This window comes from Xanthobacter sp. YC-JY1 (assembly GCF_021730305.1).
Lineage (GTDB): Bacteria > Pseudomonadota > Alphaproteobacteria > Rhizobiales > Xanthobacteraceae > Xanthobacter > Xanthobacter flavus.
Map to the genome: position 1 here is coordinate 2,408,036 of NZ_CP032674.1, position 17,910 is coordinate 2,425,945.

At 68.7% G+C, this 17,910-nt stretch carries 12 protein-coding genes; 8 read left to right on the forward strand and 4 right to left on the reverse strand.

Annotated elements, in window-relative coordinates:
• Positions 1 to 89 precede the first annotated feature (89 nt).
• The 3 genes from D7006_RS11195 to D7006_RS11205 all read left to right on the forward strand — a co-directional run bounded on the left by D7006_RS11195 (position 90) and on the right by D7006_RS11205 (position 3,518).
• On the forward strand, positions 90 to 749 hold the full coding sequence (locus tag D7006_RS11195; protein WP_237356656.1) for a protein-L-isoaspartate(D-aspartate) O-methyltransferase: 660 nt from the start codon (positions 90 to 92) through the stop codon (positions 747 to 749).
• A gap of 100 nt (positions 750 to 849) precedes the next feature.
• Complete coding sequence (locus tag D7006_RS11200; protein WP_237356657.1) at positions 850 to 2,124, forward strand: alpha/beta hydrolase; 1,275 nt, start codon at positions 850 to 852, stop codon at positions 2,122 to 2,124.
• 389 nt (positions 2,125 to 2,513) lie between these two features.
• A complete protein-coding gene (locus D7006_RS11205; protein ID WP_237356658.1) occupies positions 2,514 to 3,518 on the forward strand; it encodes a M23 family metallopeptidase in 1,005 nt (334 codons plus the stop codon).
• 68 nt (positions 3,519 to 3,586) lie between these two features.
• Here D7006_RS11205 and D7006_RS11210 read toward each other — a convergent pair whose 3' ends face one another.
• The 3 genes from D7006_RS11210 to D7006_RS11220 all read right to left on the reverse strand — a co-directional run bounded on the left by D7006_RS11210 (position 3,587) and on the right by D7006_RS11220 (position 8,005).
• Positions 3,587 to 5,095, reverse strand: coding sequence for a carboxypeptidase M32 (locus D7006_RS11210; protein WP_237356659.1), 1,509 nt, complete (start codon positions 5,093 to 5,095; stop codon positions 3,587 to 3,589).
• A gap of 325 nt (positions 5,096 to 5,420) precedes the next feature.
• Positions 5,421 to 5,756 carry an antibiotic biosynthesis monooxygenase gene (locus tag D7006_RS11215; RefSeq protein WP_029558383.1) on the reverse strand — a complete coding sequence of 112 codons (336 nt, stop codon included), beginning with the start codon at positions 5,754 to 5,756 and terminating at the stop codon, positions 5,421 to 5,423.
• Positions 5,757 to 5,797: 41 nt separating this feature from the next.
• A complete protein-coding gene (locus tag D7006_RS11220) occupies positions 5,798 to 8,005 on the reverse strand; it encodes a TonB-dependent hemoglobin/transferrin/lactoferrin family receptor (protein ID WP_237356660.1) in 2,208 nt (735 codons plus the stop codon).
• Positions 8,006 to 8,400: 395 nt separating this feature from the next.
• Between D7006_RS11220 and D7006_RS11225 the strand changes: the two genes are divergently transcribed.
• The 3 genes from D7006_RS11225 to D7006_RS11235 are packed head-to-tail and all read left to right on the forward strand — an operon-like array spanning position 8,401 to position 11,125.
• Positions 8,401 to 9,264 (forward strand): hemin ABC transporter substrate-binding protein, encoded by an 864-nt coding sequence (locus tag D7006_RS11225; protein ID WP_237356661.1) that lies wholly within the window; start codon positions 8,401 to 8,403, stop codon positions 9,262 to 9,264.
• Positions 9,261 to 10,346, forward strand: coding sequence for an iron ABC transporter permease (locus tag D7006_RS11230; protein ID WP_237356662.1), 1,086 nt, complete (start codon positions 9,261 to 9,263; stop codon positions 10,344 to 10,346). Before D7006_RS11225 ends, D7006_RS11230 begins: the two co-directional genes overlap by 4 nt.
• 2 nt (positions 10,347 to 10,348) lie before the next feature.
• Complete coding sequence (locus D7006_RS11235) at positions 10,349 to 11,125, forward strand: heme ABC transporter ATP-binding protein (protein ID WP_237356663.1); 777 nt, start codon at positions 10,349 to 10,351, stop codon at positions 11,123 to 11,125.
• Positions 11,126 to 11,161: 36 nt separating this feature from the next.
• Here the strand turns inward: D7006_RS11235 and D7006_RS11240 are convergent, their stop codons facing one another.
• Positions 11,162 to 11,635 carry a peroxiredoxin gene (locus D7006_RS11240; protein WP_371745090.1) on the reverse strand — a complete coding sequence of 158 codons (474 nt, stop codon included), beginning with the start codon at positions 11,633 to 11,635 and terminating at the stop codon, positions 11,162 to 11,164.
• 259 nt (positions 11,636 to 11,894) lie between these two features.
• On the opposite strand from D7006_RS11240, the gene D7006_RS11245 reads away from it, so the two are divergent.
• Together D7006_RS11245 and D7006_RS11250 are read left to right on the forward strand one after the other, a co-directional pair.
• Positions 11,895 to 15,392 (forward strand): DUF3971 domain-containing protein, encoded by a 3,498-nt coding sequence (locus tag D7006_RS11245; RefSeq protein WP_237356664.1) that lies wholly within the window; start codon positions 11,895 to 11,897, stop codon positions 15,390 to 15,392.
• Between the two features lie 303 nt (positions 15,393 to 15,695).
• The gene (locus tag D7006_RS11250; protein WP_237356665.1) at positions 15,696 to 17,837 is read left to right on the forward strand and encodes a sodium-translocating pyrophosphatase; all 2,142 of its coding nucleotides are present in this window, start codon (positions 15,696 to 15,698) and stop codon (positions 17,835 to 17,837) included.
• The last annotated feature ends 73 nt before the right edge of the window (positions 17,838 to 17,910 follow it).

Sequence of the window (17,910 nt, forward strand, 5' to 3'; positions counted from 1 at the left end):
CCGGATGGGAAGATGGTGGAAAGGCACCGGCTGGAGATCGGCGGCAATCTGCTATAGGTTTCAACAGTTAGGCGGAGATGGACACCGGGATGAGTACCGGCGAGGGCGACGGCGAGCAGGCGGAACGTGCGGCCTTCATCCTCCGGCTGCGCCAGCGCGGGATCAGGGATCTCGCGGTGCTGCGCGCCATCGAGCTGGTGCCGCGACCGCTGTTCGTGGATCCCATGATGCGCCGCCACGCCTATGACGACGTGGCGCTGCCCATCGCCTGCGGCCAGACCATGTCGCAGCCGAGCCTCGTCGCCGCCATGACGGAAGCCCTCGGCGTCACCGCCGACCAGACCGTGCTGGAGGTTGGCACCGGCTCCGGCTACCAGGCCGCCGTGCTCTCCCATCTCGCCGCCCGCGTGGTAACGGTGGACCGCTATCGCTCCCTCGTCAGCGAGGCGCAGACGCGGTTCGAGGTGCTCGGCCTGCGCAACGTCACCGCCTATGTCGGAGACGGCATGAACGGGATGCCCGCACGGGCGCCGTTCGATCGCATCCTGGTTACCGCAGCGGCAAACGACATTCCCGCAGCCCTGATGGACCAGCTCAAGCTCGGCGGCGTCATCGTCGCGCCCCTCGGTGCGCCGGAGGAGGTGCAGACGCTCGTCCGCATCGTCAAGGAGCAGTCCGGCCGCAGCCGCACTGACCTGATGAAGGTGCGCTTTGTACCGCTCGTTCCGGGCGCGGCGGCCACACTCTGAGCGAAAGCAGCGCTTTCGCGGTACCGCGGTACCGAAGCCCGTTGCGGGGGTGCGAGCCCTCGTCTATCGGATCGGGAGTTGCGTTCCGGGGGATCAAGAATTGAAGGTCGTTTCCGGCCGTGGGCGGCATGTTCTGGCGTGTGCGCTGCTGTTCGGCCTGTTGACAGGCTGCGCCGGGCGCCCCGATGGCGCGCTCATTCCCGTGCCCGATGCGGTTCCCGGCACGTCCCGCGTGGATATGGTCGTCGCCACCGTCCGTGAGCGGTCCGATGGCCCGGACATCTTCAACGGTGAGCGCGCCCGCACGCCGAGCTATGCCGAGATCGAGGTTTCCATCCCGCCCGCCGGCGCCCGCAAGATCGGCGACGTGCAGTGGCCGCGGAGCATCCCCGGTAACCCAGCGACGGACTTCGTCACCACCAAGCTCGACGACCTGACGCAGGATCAGGCGATCACGTGGTTCCACAACCGCATCAACCGCACCCCCGGCCGGCAGGCGCTGGTGTTCGTGCACGGCTATAATCAGCGCTTCGACGATGCGGTGTTCCGCTTCGCCCAGATCATCCACGATTCCGGGGCGCCGGTGACGCCGGTGCTGTTCACCTGGCCCTCGCGCGGCAGCCTGCTCGCCTACGGCTATGACCGGGAAAGCACTTCCTTCTCGCGGGATGCCCTCGAGCGGCTGCTCACCTTCATGGCCAAGGACCCGAACGTGGGCGAGATCTCGATCCTCGCCCACTCCATGGGCAACGTCGTGACGCTGGAGGCGCTCAGGCAGATGGCGATCCGCAACGGCCGCATCCTGCCCAAGATCAAGTATGTGATGCTGGCGGCGCCGGACGTGGACGTCGACGTCTTCTCCACCTTCTTCAACGAGATCGGCAAGGCCAGCCAGCGCCCGGACTTCACCCTTTTCGTCTCGCAGGATGACAGGGCGCTCGCGGTTTCCCGCCGGGTTTGGGGCGACGTGCCGCGTGTCGGCGCCGTGGATCCGGAGCAGGAACCGTTCCGCACCGAGTTCGAGAAGAACAACATCAACGTGGTGGACCTGACAAAGCTCAGGACCAACGATCCCCTGGCCCACGGCAAGTTCGCGGCGAGCCCCAAGGTGGTGCAGGCCATCGGCGCCCGCCTTGCGGAGGGCCAGACCATGACCGACTCCCGCGTCGGTGTCGGCGAGCACATCATCAAGGCGACCTCGGACGCCGCCGCGACCGTCGGCACCGCCGCCGGCCTCGTCATCGCTGCGCCCGTCGCCGTGGTGGACGAGAACACCCGCTCCCACTACGGCCAGCATGTGAACCAGCTGGGCCGCTCGGTGTCGGACACCGCCGAGAGCGGCGCCAGCGTGGTCACCGCCCCCAAGGGCAACTGACGAAACGGCAGGTCGGGGGCTCCGACCTGTTGCAGGTTTGTCACGGGGGAGTCGAAAGTTCGGCAGGACGACGCCGAAGATGCGCCATTTAAGCCGCCGTTTACGCATGGGACCCTTAACTGCGGGCCGTAATGTTTGCGTGCGAGTTCGGTCACATGCGTACTTCCTGCGGGACTCACGGGCGTAACGTCTTCGCGCGGCTGGCACTGATCGGGCTCGTGTCCGGAACGGTCGCAGGCTGTAGTTCGGATACGCTTCGCTTCTCTGCCGACTCTCCCCAGCCGCCGGCCGGGACCCCCGTCGCGGGCTATCAGGGCCAGCCTGGGGGCTATCCGCCTGCAGGCAGCGGGGATGTCACCGGCTCCCTCGGCTCCGGCCGTGTGGAAGCCATGCCGGCGCCCCCGCCGGGCCAGGCCGCCGCGCCCGGTTACCAGCCCTCCTCCTACGCCTCCACCGGCCCGGGCCAGCCGCTCTACGGCGCGCCCGGCTACGCGGCTGCGCCCGCTGCAGCTCCGGCCGCCCGCGGCCCCACGGCCGGCACCCATGTGGTGGTGGCCGGCGAGACGCTCGGCTCCATTTCGCGCATGTACAACGTCTCGGTGGCGTCGCTGACCATCGCCAACAACATCCCGGCCGGCGGCACCGTCCGCACCGGGCAGACGCTCATCATCCCGCCCGGCGGCAATGGCGCGTCCCAGGCCAAGGCCGCGCAGGCCGCTGCCCAGACCACCGCTGCCGCCAAGCCGCCGCAGCTCGCCGCTGCGGCTCCGGTCGCCAGCACGCTGCAGGTTCCCGGCTCGGCGAAGCCTGCCACGGTCGCCGCCGCGCCGGCTCCGGCGCTGACTGCCGCTCCTGCCGCCAAGCCCACCCCGGCCACTGCTGCCACCAAGCCCGCTGGCTCTGCCCCGACGCAGGCGGTCGCCAAGTCCGCCGCGCCCGAGCCCAAGGTCGAGACCGCCGCCAAGGTGACCCCGGTGGAGGACACGGACGATGGCCCGCGTGCTTCCGGCTCCGGTCCCCAGTTCCGCGCTCCGGTGCGCGGCCGCGTCATCGCCTCCTTCGGTCCTAAGCCCGGCGGCGCCCACAATGACGGCGTGAACTTCGCCGTGCCGGAAGGCACTGCGGTGCGCGCTGCGGAGGACGGCACCGTGGCCTATGCCGGCAACGAGCTGAAGGGCTACGGCAACCTCGTGCTCATCAAGCACGCGGATGGCTATGTGACCGCCTATGCCAACAACAGCGAACTGACGGTGAAGCGCGGCGACACCGTGCGGCGCGGCCAGATCGTGGCCAAGGCCGGCCAGAGCGGCAATGTGGGTTCGCCCCAGCTGCACTTCGAGATCCGCAAGGGCTCGACCCCGGTGGACCCGAGCCGCTACGTCGCTGGTCTCTGACGCCGGCTTCATCTCCAAACGAAACGGCCGGGCTTCTGCCCGGCCGTTTTGCATTTGGGGGACGCGCTTCAGGCCGCCGCGGAATGCTCCATCTCGCCGCCATAGCGCCGGCGCAGGTGGGCCTTGAAGACCGAGGCATCGAGCGGACGGCCGGTGGCGCGGGTGAGAAGCTCGTCCGTCTCCAGCAGAGAGGCCTGTCCGTGCACGTTCACGCGGAGCCACGCCAGCAGGGGCGCGAAATCGCCCTTGGCGATGCCGGGCAAAATGCCGGGATCGGCGCGGCAGGCGGCATCGAACAGCTGCGCGGCGGTCATCGCGCCCAGCGTGTAGGTGGGGAAATAGCCCCAGCCGCCGCCCGGCCAGTGGATGTCCTGGAGGCAGCCCAGCCGGTCGTCGGGCGGCGTCACGCCGAGCAGGGACTTCATGCCGTCTGCCCAGGCGCCGGGCAGGTCGGCGAGCTTCATCTCGCCGCCGATCAGCGCCTTTTCCAGCCGGTAGCGCAGGATGACGTGGGCGGGGTAGGTCACCTCGTCCGCATCCACCCGGATGAAGCCGCGCTCCACCTTGGTGTAGAGCCGCCACAGGGCATCCGCCTCCCAGGCCGGGCCGGAGCCGTTGAAGGCGGCGCGCATGCGCGGGGCGGCGAAGGTTAGGAACTCCCGGCTGCGGCAGGCCTGCATTTCCATGAGCAGCGACTGGCTCTCATGAATGCTCATGGAGCGCGCCTGTCCCACCGGCTGGTGGATATAGTCCTGCGGGCGGCCCTGCTCATAGAGCGCGTGGCCAGTCTCGTGCAGCACGCCCATGAGGGCGCGGGAGAAGTCGCTCTCGTCATAGCGGGTGGTGATGCGTACGTCGTTGTCGGCACCGCCGCAGAAGGGATGGGCGGAGACGTCGAGGCGGCCGCGCTCGAAATCGAAGCCCACCGTCTTCATCAGCTCCAGCCCAAGCTGGCGCTGCGCCTCCACGGCGAAAGGGCCCTCCAGCGCGGGCGTCGCCGGCCGGCGGGCCTGGATCTCCAGCACTTCCTCGGTGAAGCCGGGCAGGAACTGGGCGAGGTCGTCGAACAGCGCATCGATGCGGGCCGAGCGGCCGCCGGGCTCGTAGCCGTTCAGGAGGGCATCATAGGGGGAGAGGCCGAGCTTCTCGCCCTTCACCCGGCCGATCTCGCGCTGGAGCCGCAGCACCTCCTCCAGATAGGGCAGGAGGGCCGGGAAGTCGGCATCCGCCCGCGCCTTGCGCCAGGCCATCTCGCAGCGGGACGAGGCGCGGCTGGAGGCTTCCACCAGATCGGCTGGGACGGCCGTGTCCACGGTGAAGCTGCGGGTGATCTCGCGCACATTGGCGCGCTCCCACGGGCCGAGGGCCTCGCTCTCGGACGCGGCGATCCAGTCGCCGATGCGAGGGTCGGTCGCCATGTTGTGGTGGAGCACGCGCAGCAAGGCGAGGCTCTCCGCGCGGGTCGAGGCGGCCCCCTTGGGCATCATGGTGTCGCTGTCCCACTGGAGGATGCCGATGCCGTTGGCGAGCGCCGCGGCACGGTCGAAATGGGCTGCGAGGTCGGAATAGGCCGTCATGGCGCGATCCTGTTGGCTCTGGGGCCGGGAAAAGGGCCAAGACGGTAGCCAAGCGGAGCCGGCAAGGAAAGGCCGGACGCTGCGCCCCCTTTGTCCGGGCAATCCTCCCATCTCCCCTTGCGGGAGAGGGGCAGGGGGTGAGGGGATTCTCAGGTCGACGACCGCCCCCCGGATTATGTGGCGGCATACCCCTCCGCCCAGCCCCTCTCCCGCAAGGGGAAAGGGGGGCGCTCTCCTCCTGCCGCGGAACCGGCAAAAGAAACCCGGCGCGGACTTTTGGTCCGGCCGGGCTGGAGGTAACACCGTGGTTCGGGTCAGTGGGCCGTCAGGCCGCCTTCTCGCCGGGGGTGAGCGAGAGCACCGACTCAAATCCTTCAAACTCCGGACCGCCGATATAGTTCACGCGGTTGGATGACGCACCCGCGTCGCGGTGGGCGAGGCGGAAGGCCTCGGACTTGGTCCAGGCCTCGAAATCGGCCTTCCCGGCCCAGACGGTGTGGGAGATGTAGAGGGTGTATTCCTCCTTCTCCGGCCCGCGGCACAGATCAAAGGCGACGAAGCCGGGCACGGCGGCAATGTAGGTGTCGCGCTCGCGCCAGACCCGCTCGAACTCGGCCTCGGACCCGTGCTTCACCTTGAACCTGTTGGTTGCAATGAACATTTCGACACTCCGTGTTGGCAATGGGATGGGCTGGTGGCCGCCTATTTCACCGGATAGGGCGTCGCCGCCGCGATGGTATCGGCGCCGATCTTGAACTTGAGGCCGGCCTTCGCGGTGATGCCGGCGCTCGGCAGGAACTGCTGATACTGAACGTACTGCTCGTTGAAGAGGTTCTCAACGGAGAGCTGGGCGAGCACGTTCGGATCCGGCTGGTAGCCGAGATAGACGTTCACGAGGTTGAAGCTCGGCGTCGGCTCGTAGGGGGAATCGGCCGGCAGGTCGGCCGCGGTCTTGGCGGCCACCCACTGCCAGCGCACCGAGACGGTGAGCTTGTTCTCGAAGAAGCGCGCACCCAGCGTGGTGGCGATGGTGTTGGGCATCACGTTGGCGAGGGGCTGGCCATTGTTCGTGTTTTCGCCCTCGGACACGGTGGCGTTGAAGCCTGCGAACCAGACGCCGGCGTCGTAATTGCTCTCGAACTCGAAGCCGCGCAGGCGGGCGTTGGCGATGTTCTGGTACTGGTAGTTGGCATAGGTGCCGAACGGCGTCTTGTCGTAGCCCACCAGCTCGATGTAGTCCTCCACGTCGTTCTGGTAGACGTTGGCCTTGGCGCGGAACTTGTCGCCCTTGGTGAAGATGTCGTCGAACCGGAGGTTGAGGCCGATTTCCTTGTTCTTGCCGATTTCCGGCTTGAGATACGGGTTCGGCACGAAGCAGAACACGCCGAAGCTGCCATCCGGGCAGAAGACGAGCGGGATGTTCGGCGGGTGCGCGCCGTTCACCAGCGTCTCGGTGACGGCGGGCGCGCGATAGCCTTCCGCGAAGGTGCCGTAGAGCGTCACCCACTGCCACGGCGTCAGGCCCACCGTGATCTTGGGCGAGAGGTGGTCGCCGCTGGTGGAAACGCCGTCGCCGCTGAGATTGTAGGTGTCGTAGCGCAGCGCGCCGATGGCCTCGAACCAGGTGGAATAATTGGCCTTCCACTGGATGAAGGCGCCGCCCACGCCACGCTCGCCGGACGGGTTGTAGCCGTCGCCGAACCCGTAATTGTCCACGTTGTCCACGTCATCGTGGAAATAGTCGCCACCGATGGTGATGGCGTTGCGGATGTCGGCGAAGGTGAAGCGCGAGGTGTTGTTGAGGTCGAAGCCCAGGGTGTCGATGGTGAAATAGCGGGGATCGCCGACCGAGCCGGTGATGGAGCTGGGCGTGCCCGCCACCTTCAGCTGATCCTGCTTCACCCGGTTCCAGTAGATCTGGCTGCGCCAGTCGAAAATGTTGTCGTCCGGATTCGAGTAGTTCCAGCTCGCCGTCAGGGTCTGGTTGAGAACGGTGGTGCCGTATTGGGTGGAGCCGGTCGGAATCTCGTTGTTCACCAGCGCGGCGTTGTAGGTGGTGTAGTCGGCACTGTAGTTGATGCCGGTGATCTTCACCTCGTGATGGTCCGCCGGCCGGAAGGTCAGCTTGGCGACGCCGGTCCAGATGTCGGAGCCGGTGCCGGGCACCACGTTGCCGTCGCCGTCCGTATAGTCGCCCTGCGAGCGGTAGGTGCCGCCGAAGAACAGGTCGATGTTCGGGTTGACCTTCGCCGCCGCGAACAGGGCGCCGTATCCCATCGGTCCGTTGGAGCCGAACTCCCCGGCGGATTCCACGCCCCAGGTCTGGCCGGGCTTGATGATGTCGTTGGCGTCCTTGGTGCGGAAGGTCACCACGCCGCCGATGGCGCCGGAGCCGTAGATGTTGGCCACCGGGCCGCGCACCACGTCCACGTCCGCCAGAAGTCCGGGCTCCAGGAAGAAGGAGCCGGCGCCGGTGCCGTGGCCCAGCTGGGTGAAGTTCTGCCGCGCGCCGTCGATGAACACCGCGACGCGGCCGTAATCCTCCATGCCGCGAATGTTGATGGAGGCCTGCGTGGAATTGCCGTTCTGGATGACGGTGGTGCCCGGCATGCCGAAGAACACGTCCTGCGTGCGCGACGGCATCAGCTGTTCAAGATCGTCCGGCCGCACCACGCTGATGGCGGCGAGCGCATCAATGGCGCGCTCTTCCGTGAGGCTGGCGGCGACCGTGATGGTGTCGAGGGAGATGGCCGTCGTGTCGTCGGTCGGGCCGGCATCCGGCGCGCTCTGGGCGCGTAGCGGCGTGGCCATCAGGACGGCACAGAGAGCCACGCCCGCGAGCAGCGCCTCTTTCCCGCGGCGATGTCCTTCGCCCTTGAACACGGCCATGCGCTGCGGTTCTCCCGCCATGATCTTCTCCCCGGCTGATGTTCGGAGGCTGGCTGGCGTCGATCCGGAAGCCGGGGACGTGGCGGGCCGCAGGCGTGTTGCCTGAGCAGGCGTCTTGCCTGACACGATTTGGCTACCGTTGCGCCACGGGAGCGTCAAGAAGAATACATCCAACTTGCCAATGAACTGAAATAACGTCAGATACTGTTGCGTGTCCGGCACGTAAAGATGTGCTCGATTGACATTGGAATAAATAAAATAAAGGCGAATCGTCCTCGTGAAGACTCGCCATCCGAAAATGGAGTTGCTCTGATTCCATGTTGTTCAGGCCTCAGAAAGCGATCCACGCGTGCCGCGTTGCAGCGCGTCTTGCCGTCCTTGGTGCGGTCGTCGCCGTCCTTGTTGGCATCACCAGCTTGGCGCCACGCGGCGCGGCGGCCCAGCCGCAGGGGGCAGCGCAGCCGCGCGTCGTCGCCATCGGCGGCGCGGTGACCGAGATCCTGTTCGCCCTCGGCCTCGGCGATCGCGTGGTGGCGGTGGACCAGACCAGCCGCTATCCGGCCGCCGCCCGCCGCCTGCCGGATGTGGGCTATGCGCGCGCATTGTCGCCGGAGGGCGTGCTCTCGGTGGGGCCGACGCTGATCCTCGCCATGGAAGGCGCCGGGCCGCCCTCCACCATGGAGGTGCTGAAGCAGGCCTCGGTGCCGGTCGTCGTCATCCCGGACGGGCACGACAGGGAGGCCGTGCTGCGCAAGATCGCGGCGGTGGCCAAGGCGGTGGGCGCGGAGGAAAAGGGCAGGGCGCTCGCAGCCGAGGTGTCTGACGATTTCGCCGCGCTCGATGCCATGGTGAAGGCGCTGCCGGAGCGGCCGCGCGCGGTGTTCGTGCTCTCCGCCTCGGGCGGGGCGGCGGTGGTGGGTGGCTCGGACACCAGCGCCGATGCCATCCTGAAGCTCGCCGGCCTCACCAATGCCATGGCGCAGATCAAGGGCTTCAAGCCGGCGCTGGACGAGGCCGCCATGTCGGCGGAGCCGGAGGCGGTGGTGGTGATGCGCGGCGGCGGGCAGGTGCTCGACGCCGCCACCGTCTTCGCGCTGCCCGCCTTCGCCGGAACACCGGCCGCGCGGGACGAGCGCCTGGTGGCGCTGCCCGGCTCCTATCTGCTCGGCTTCGGCCCCCGCACGCCGCGCGCGGCGCGCGATCTCGCGGCGGCGCTGCATCCGGGTGCGAAGCTGCCCGAGCTGCCGGCCCGGCCCTGGAGCGCGGAGCCGGACCAATGAGCATGGAAGGCGTTGCCATGGCCACGGCGGAGGCGGGAACGCGGGGGCGTCCGGTGACGGCGGGGCTGACCCTGTTCGCGGTGCTGGCGGTCGCGGCCTTTGTGGGCGCGCTCGCCATCGGCCCGTTCACCATCGCCCCCGGCCGGGTGTTCGCCGTGCTGTGGGACTGGATCACCGGCGCGCAACCGGCCGGGTCATTGCGCGAGCGCATCGTGGTGCTGGATGTGCGCCTGCCCCGCGCCATCGTCGGTGCGCTGGCCGGGTCCGGCATGGCCGTGGCGGGGGCGCTGATGCAGGGCGTGTTCCGCAATCCGCTCGCCGATCCCAGCCTCGTCGGCGTGGCGCCGGGGGCGGCGCTGGCGGCAGTGGCGTTCGTCGTGTTCGGCGCGCCGCTCCTCGCTTTGTTGCCCCCGCCGCTGCAGGTGGTGGGGCTACCGCTCGCTGCCTTCGCGGGAGGGCTGGTGACCACCCTCGTCATCGCGCGGCTCGCGGAGCACGACGGGCGCACCTCCGTGGCGACGCTCCTCTTCGCCGGCCTGGCCCTCGGCGCGCTGGCCAGCGCTGGCACGGGGGTGATGGTGTTCCTCGCCTCCGAACAGCAGACGCGGGATTTCCTGTTCTGGACCCTCGGCAGCCTCGGCGGCGCCACCTGGATGAAGGCGGCGCTGGCCGCGCCCTTCGTGCTGGGCCTTCTCGCCATCGCCGCCGGTCTCGCCCGCGGGCTCGATGCGCTGGCGCTGGGGGAGGCGGAGGCGTTTCACGCCGGCGTCTCGGTGGAGCGGCTGAAGCGCACCGCCGTCGTCGCCGTCGCGGCGGGGGTGGGGGCGGCCGTGGCGGCTACGGGTGTCGTCGGTTTCGTCGGGCTGGTGGTGCCGCATCTCGCGCGGCTGGTGATCGGCCCGTCCCACCGCGCGCTGGTGCCGGCCTCGGCGCTGCTGGGGGCGGCGGTGCTGCTCGGCGCCGATATTCTCGCCCGCATGATCGCCGCTCCGGCCGAACTGCCGCTGGGGGTCGTCACCGCTTTGGTCGGCGCGCCCTTCTTCCTGTGGCTGCTGCTGAAGCGCCGGGCGTTCGTGGGGTGAGCATGTATCGCGCAGAGAACGTCACCGTCACCGCCTCCGGCCGCCGCCTCGTGGATGGCGCGAGCATCACCGTGCGGCCGGGGCGCGTCACAGTGCTGGTGGGGCCGAACGGCGCCGGCAAGTCGACCCTGCTCAAGGCCATGTCGGGCGAGCACCGGCTCGCCACCGGGCGGGTGACGCTGGACGGCGTTTCCATCCATGACATGCGGCCGTTGGAGCTGGCGCGGCGCCGGGCGGTGCTGCCGCAGGCGGCGGAAGTGGCCTTTCCGTTCACCGCCGCCGAGGTCATCACCGCCGGCCTCATGACCGGGGAGGGGCATGATCGCGCCCGCATCCTGCGCCTGCTGGCGCGGGTCGATCTGCCCGGCTTCGCCGACCGGCGCTATGACAGCCTGTCGGGCGGCGAGCGGCAGCGGGTGCAGCTCGCCCGAATCCTCGCTCAGCTGGACGCGGGGAAGCCCGATGTGCCGGGCTACCTCTTCCTGGACGAACCCACCGCCAGCCTCGACCTCGCCCACCAGCTCACCGTGCTGAACATCGCCCGCGCCCATGCGGATGCAGGCGGGGGCGTGCTGGCGGTGCTGCACGACCTCAACCTCGCCGCCATGGTGGCCGACGAGATCGTTGTGCTGGCGGGAGGGCGGGTCCGCGCGGCGGGTCCGGTGGCGGAGGTGCTGACCGAGCCGGTGCTGGCGGACGCCTTCGGCATCCGCCTGCGAATCGGGGTGGCCTCGCCCGGCCCCTTCATCCTGCCGCAGAACGTGCAGGCGGCGCAGTAGGGTCAGGCCCGGCGGGCTCCTTGCTCAGAGCGGGGCTCAGCCCAGCTCTTGAGCGGCCTTCAGGACATCGGCGGCGTGGCCGTCCACCTTCACCTTGGGCCAGGTCTTCGCCACCTTGCCGTCGCGGCCGATGAGGATCGTGGCGCGCTCGATGCCCATGTACTTGCGCCCGTACATGCTTTTTTCCACCCACACGCCATAGGCCTCGAGCATGGCCTTGTCGGGGTCGGAGCCCAGCGCGAAGCCCAGGCTGTACTTGTCGCGGAACTTGTCCTGCGCCTTCACCTGGTCGGCGGAGACGCCGAGGATGTCGGTGTCGACCGCGGCGAACTCCGCCTTCAGGCCGTTGAAGGCAATGGCTTCCTTGGTGCAGCCGGGCGTGTCAGCCTTGGGGTAGAAATAGACCACCAGCTTGCGGCCCTTGAAATCCTTCAAAGAAACGGTACCGCCCCCATCACGGGTGAGCGAGAAAGCAGGCGCCTTGGCGCCAACCTCCGGGAAACTGGACATTCCGCCTTCCTTTCGACGTGTTCGGCGCCATACGGGGCTGCTCAAATGCAAGCCCACAAGATGGCCGCCTTCTTGGGCCAGATGGTATCATCGAGGGAGTTGATCCACCTCATCTTTACGAGACGAGAGCAGGTTAGGGTCATTTCTTGCGGGCCGGATGCGAATCGAAGCGCACTCCGGAGGGCACCGCGGGACCATCACCGGGTTGCGGACGAACGGCCGGGAACGGCCGAAGCGGTAGAGGGAAGGTCCAGACGGAATGGAGTTTCGGCAGGAGAGGCCGGCGGGGGCGCGGCGCGAGCCTAAGCGGTCCCGCTTCCGGGGCATTGTCGGTGCGCTGACCCCGCGCAGCCGTGCCGCGCGCCTGTTTACCGGCCTGTGCCTCGTCCTGATCGCCCTCGGCGGCGTCGCCGCCGTCACCCTCTATGTGCTCATTGCCACCGGCATGGTCACCGCCAACCTCGCCACGCCCTATATCGAGCGGGCACTGGAAGAGCGCATCGGCGGCGGCCACAAGGTGAGCATCGGCGCGACGACCATGGAGACGGTCGGCCACGGCGCGACCGTCGTGGTGGTGCACGATATCCGCGTCACCGGCCCCGACGGCCAGCTGGTCGCCAGCGCGCCGAGCGCCGAGGTGGAGCTCGAAGGCTCCATCCTGTCGCTCATGCCGAAGGCACGGCGCATCGATCTGGTGGGCGCTGAGATGACCGTGCGCATCGCCCCCACCGGACAGGTGGCGGTGGCCACCGGCCGCGGCGCCAAGGCCATTCCGGCCGGCCCATCCGCCCGCACCGGGGCAAATCCCGCCGCCGCGCCTTCCGCCACCCCGGCCGCCGCGCCCGAGCAGACGCCGCAGGCTGCCGCCGATGCCGCCTCCTCCGGCGACATCGATCCGCTGAAGCCGGTCGCGCTCACCCGCTGGATGGCGGACCTCGAAACCGCCGGTTTCGACGGTGGCGCCCTGGCGGATGTGGGCCTCAAGGACGGCACGGTGATCGTGGAGAACGAGGGCGCCGGCCGCCGTATCGTCTTCCAGCACATGAGCGTCCGGCTGGCGCGGCCGCGCGGGGGCGGCGCGGAGCTGACCTTCACCACCCAGTCGCCGCAGGGCGTCGCCACCGCCGTCGCCCGCGTCAGCCCCGCCCAGGATGGCCAGCGCGGCATCGACGTGTCCATCCGGAACGTCTCGACCCGCGATCTGCTGCACGCCTTCGTGCAGGACCAGCGGCGCTTTTATATCGACACCCCGCTCAACGCCTCCTTCTCCGCCCGCGTCGCCCTCGACGGCGCGCTCACGTCCGCGGATGCGAGCCTCGACCTCGGCGCCGGCGCGCTGGGCAGCGGCGAGGACCCGGAAGAGCGCTTCGTCATCGACCGCGCCCGCATCGTGGCCAAGCTGGATGTGGCGCGCCGGGTGATCGTGGTCGCCCCCATCGAGGCGGTGAAGAGCCAGAACCTCATCGAGCTGGCGGGCGAGATCCACGTGCCGGCCAAGGCGCAGGAGCCGTGGCCGTTCCAGATGGGGCCGAAGCAGATCGTGTTTCAGGGCCCGGAAATGCCCGAGCACCCGCTCGTCATCACCAAGGTGGACGTGTCCGGCCGGTTCGATCCACCAAGCCGCCAGATCGTGGTGGACCAGGGCCTGCTGGGCGCCTCCACCGCGAGCTTCAGCTTCACCGCCTTGTTCGATTTCGGCGTGCCCGTTCCCTACCTGAAGTTCGATGGCGTCGCCTCGTCCATGCCGGTGGCGACGGTGAAGCGCTTCTGGCCGGTGAACATCGCGCCTCCCGCCCGTCAGTTCGCGGTTGAAAACGTCTCCGGCGGCACGGCGGAAGGCATCGCCGTCGCCGTCAAGCTGCCGCTCGACCTCATCGGCCAGAAGCAGGTGCCGCTGCCTGAGGACGGCGTGCGCTTCACCATCACCGGCAAGGGCGTGACGATCCGGCCGGTGAAGGGCCTGCCGCCCATCACCAATTCCAGCCTCGCCATCCTCGTCACCGGCCGCTCGGTGCGCATCACCATGCCCGACGGCACGGTGGTGACGCCGCAGAACCGCAAGATTGCGGTGAGCGACGGGGTGATGCTGATCCCCGACTATTTCCCGCGCGAGCCCTCCGCGCAGATCCGGGTGAATTTCAACGGCCCCGCCGACGCCGGCATCGAGGTGCTGGGCATGGAGCCGCTGAAGGGGCCCCAGGGCACCGCCTTCGATCCCTCCACCACGCGCGGCCGGCTCTCGGCGCTGCTGCAGGTGAACATGATCTTCCGCAAGGTTCCGCTGCCGGAGGATCTCGACTATTCGCTGGAGGCGAACCTCACCGACTTCGGCGTGGACAAGGTGTTCCGCGGCCAGCGGCTGGAAGGCGCGACGGTGAAGGCCTTCGCCTCGCCCGCCGGCATCGTCCTGCGCGGCGAGGGCAAGCTCGCCGGGGCACCGCTCGCCTTCGAGTACGAGAAGAAGAAGGACGCGGCCGATTCGGACATCCGCGTCTCCGCGACCCTCGACGATGCCGCCCGCGGCAAGCTGGGCGTGGACATTCCCGGCGTCAGCGGTCCCGTGACCGTTCGGCTGGTTGGCACCACCAACAACAAGGACACACGGGCGAGCATCGAAGGCGACCTGACCCAGGCGCGGATCGCCGATCTTATTCCCGGCCTCAGCAAGCCCGCCGGCAAGCCGCTCAAGGCGCGCTTCACGGTGAACGACAAGGGCAACTCCGTCCGCCTCGACGACATGGTGATCGACGGCTCGGGCACCCTGCTCAAGGGCAACATCGAACTGTCCGACAACGGCGAGCTTCTGGGCGCGGCCTTCCCGACCTTCCAGCTCTCCGATGGCGACAAGGCCTCGGCCAAGGCCGAGCGGGTCGGCTCGGTGCTGAAGATCCGCATCACCGGCGAGGTAATGGACGCCCGCGGCATCATGAAGAGCCTCGTCAGCGGTCCGCCCACCGACAAGCGCAAGTCGCAGGACGTGGACGTGGAGGCCCGCATCGGCGCGCTCACCGGCAATAATGGCGAGGTGCTGCGCCAGTTCGACCTCTCCACCACGCGGCGCGGCGTCGAGATGCGGGATTTCACCCTCACCGCCAAAACGGGCCGGGACGGCACGGTGGCCGGGGAAATGCGCACCTGGCAGGGGCGCGAGCGGGCTCTGCAGGTCACCACCTCGGACGCCGGCGCGCTGTTCCGCTTCCTGGACATCTACGCCAAGATGCAGGGCGGCGAGGCGTGGCTGGTGGTTGATCCCCCGCGTAGCGACAACACGCCGCAGGAAGGCGTGCTGCACCTCAGCGACTTCTCAATCAAGGGCGAGCCGGGCCTCGAACGCCTCTCCAGCGCCGCCCGCGACAGCTCCGGCCGCATCGAGAACGGCACAGCCGCGTTCGAGAAGGCGCAGGCCCAATTCTCCCGCTCCACCGGCAAGATCGTCTTCAAGGAAGGTGCCATCTGGGGCCCCTCCGTAGGCGCCACCTTCGACGGCTCGCTGGATTTTGCGGCCGATCGCATCAACATGCGCGGCACCTTTGTGCCGGCCTATGCGCTCAACAACATATTCTCCAAGCTGCCGGTCATCGGCCTGTTCCTCGGCGGCGGACCCAATGAGGGCCTGGTGGGCGTGACCTTCGAGGTCGTCGGCCCGCTGTCCACGGGACCGACCCTGCGCATCAACCCCATCTCGGCCGTGGCGCCGGGCTTCCTGCGCAAGATCTTCGAATTCCGCGATTCGACCGGAACGCCGCCCACCCGGTGAGGGGAGCGTTCCCCGGACCAGCGACGGCAAAGCCGGAGCGCCCATCCGGGGTCCAGGGGAAATGTCGGCGAAGCCGACGAGGCCCGAAGGTCTCCCCGCTGGAGCCGCCTTGGGCGAAGCTTTGCGCGGGGACCCGGATCACATTCCGCTGCGCTCGGTGCGTCCGGGGCAATTGTGCGACGGTCTCATGAAACCGCCCCAAGGTGCGACGCTTTGCCCAAACGCCCCTTGCGATGGCCCACGGCACCCCTCACACTCCGCCCATAAACATAATTGGCAGGAAACGTAGTGAGGGTGGGATAGATGCTGGCTCTGGTGCTCATCATCGTCTGCGGCCTCTTGGCCGTGGCGTACGGCGTATGGACGATCAAGGGGTTGATGGAGGCGGACCCGGGAACCGCCAGGATGCAGGAGATCGCATCCGCCATCGCTGAAGGCGCGCAGGCCTATTTGCGCCGGCAATATGCCACCATCGGCGTCGTCGGTGCGGTCATCTTCGTCCTCGTGGGCGTGTTCCTCGGCTGGCTGGTGGCCATCGGCTTCGCGCTGGGCGCCATTCTCTCCGGCCTTGCCGGCTTCATCGGCATGAACGTTTCGGTCCGCGCCAACGTGCGCACCGCGCAGGCCGCGACGCTCTCGCTGGCCGGCGGCCTCGACCTCGCCTTCAAGGCGGGCGCTGTCACCGGCCTTCTGGTGGCCGGCCTCGCGCTGCTCGGCGTCAGCGTCTACTTCCTCGTCCTCACTGGCTTCCTCGGCTTCGCGCCCAACAGCCGCACGGTGGTGGATGCGCTGGTGGCGCTGGGCTTCGGCGCCTCGCTCATCTCCATCTTCGCCCGTCTCGGCGGCGGCATCTTCACCAAGGGCGCGGACGTGGGCGGCGACCTCGTCGGCAAGGTGGAAGCCGGCATTCCCGAGGACGACCCGCGTAACCCGGCCACCATCGCCGACAACGTGGGCGACAATGTCGGCGACTGCGCCGGCATGGCGGCCGACCTGTTCGAGACTTATGCGGTGACGGTGGTCGCCACCATGGTGCTCGCGGCCATCTTCTTCGCCGCGAACCCGGCGACGCTCGCCACCATGATCGTCTATCCGCTGGCTATCGGCGGCGCGTGCATCCTCACCTCCATCGCCGGCACCTATTTCGTGCGGCTGGGGGCCAACTCCTCCATCATGGGCGCGCTCTACAAGGGCCTCATGGCGACGGCGGGCTTCTCCGTTATCGCGCTGGCGGTGGTGACGTGGCTGCTGCCCGGGTTCGGGCCGATCCAGGGCGCCGACTATACGGGCACGGCACTGTTCCTCAGCGGCCTCGTCGGCCTCGCGGTGACCGGCGCTATCGTCGTCATCACCGAATACTATACCGGCACCGGCTATCGCCCGGTCGTGTCCATCGCCCAGGCCTCGGTGACGGGCCACGGCACCAACATCATCCAGGGCCTCGCCGTCTCGCTGGAATCGACGGCGCTGCCGACCCTCGTCATCATCGCAGGCATCCTGTGCGCCTACGGCCTTGCCGGCCTGTTCGGCATCGCCATCGCCGCCACCACCATGCTCGGCGTCGCTGGCATGATCGTGGCCCTCGATGCCTTCGGCCCGGTGACGGACAATGCCGGCGGCATCGCCGAGATGGCGGGCCTGCCCAAGGAGGTGCGCCAGTCCACCGACGCACTCGACGCGGTGGGCAACACCACCAAGGCGGTGACCAAGGGCTACGCCATCGGCTCCGCCGGCCTCGGCGCGCTGGTGCTGTTCGCCGCCTACAACCAGGACCTCAAGTTCTTCATCTCGCAGGCGGCGCCGGGCACCTACTTCGCGGGGGTCGCGCCCAACTTCTCGTTGGAGAACCCCTATGTGGTGGTCGGCCTGCTGTTCGGCGGCCTGCTGCCCTACCTCTTCGGCGCCATGGGCATGACCGCCGTGGGCCGGGCGGCGGGCGCCATCGTGGAAGAGGTGCGCCGGCAGTTCCGGGAGAAGCCGGGCATCATGGCCGGCACCGAGAAGCCGGACTATTCCCGCGCCGTGGACATGCTGACCAAGGCAGCGATCAAGGAGATGATCATCCCCTCGCTGCTGCCGGTGCTCTCGCCCATCGTCGTCTATTTCGTCATCTACTTCGTGGCGGGCGGCGGCGTGGCGGGCAAGTCGGCGGCCTTCTCGGCGGTGGGCGCGATGCTGCTCGGTGTCATCGTCACCGGCCTGTTCGTCGCCATCTCCATGACCTCGGGCGGCGGCGCCTGGGACAATGCCAAGAAGTCGTTCGAGGACGGCTTCGTGGACAAGGATGGCGTGCGCCACATGAAGGGCTCTGAAGCCCACAAGGCCTCCGTCACCGGCGACACCGTGGGCGATCCCTACAAGGACACGGCGGGACCCGCCGTGAACCCGATGATCAAGATCACCAACATCGTCGCGCTGCTGCTGCTGGCGGTGCTGGGGCACTGAACCGCCCCGGTTCGCCGGGGACGACACCAAGGCTGCCGCCTGTCCCTGCCGGGGCAGGCGGCGTTTTTGCGCG

What these genes read in the sequence shown, in the direction of transcription:
- D7006_RS11215 (WP_029558383.1), bottom strand. Translation starts at nt 5,756, where the DNA reads ATGTTCATTGCAACCAACAGGTTCAAGGTGAAGCACGGGTCCGAGGCC.
- D7006_RS11235 (WP_237356663.1), top strand. Translation starts at nt 10,349, where the DNA reads ATGTATCGCGCAGAGAACGTCACCGTCACCGCCTCCGGCCGCCGCCTC.
- D7006_RS11245 (WP_237356664.1), top strand. Translation starts at nt 11,895, where the DNA reads ATGGAGTTTCGGCAGGAGAGGCCGGCGGGGGCGCGGCGCGAGCCTAAG.
- D7006_RS11195 (WP_237356656.1), top strand. Translation starts at nt 90, where the DNA reads ATGAGTACCGGCGAGGGCGACGGCGAGCAGGCGGAACGTGCGGCCTTC.
- D7006_RS11210 (WP_237356659.1), bottom strand. Translation starts at nt 5,095, where the DNA reads ATGACGGCCTATTCCGACCTCGCAGCCCATTTCGACCGTGCCGCGGCG.
- D7006_RS11250 (WP_237356665.1), top strand. Translation starts at nt 15,696, where the DNA reads ATGCTGGCTCTGGTGCTCATCATCGTCTGCGGCCTCTTGGCCGTGGCG.
- D7006_RS11230 (WP_237356662.1), top strand. Translation starts at nt 9,261, where the DNA reads ATGAGCATGGAAGGCGTTGCCATGGCCACGGCGGAGGCGGGAACGCGG.
- D7006_RS11220 (WP_237356660.1), bottom strand. Translation starts at nt 8,005, where the DNA reads ATGGCGGGAGAACCGCAGCGCATGGCCGTGTTCAAGGGCGAAGGACAT.
- D7006_RS11205 (WP_237356658.1), top strand. Translation starts at nt 2,514, where the DNA reads ATGCCGGCGCCCCCGCCGGGCCAGGCCGCCGCGCCCGGTTACCAGCCC.
- D7006_RS11240 (WP_371745090.1), bottom strand. Translation starts at nt 11,635, where the DNA reads ATGTCCAGTTTCCCGGAGGTTGGCGCCAAGGCGCCTGCTTTCTCGCTC.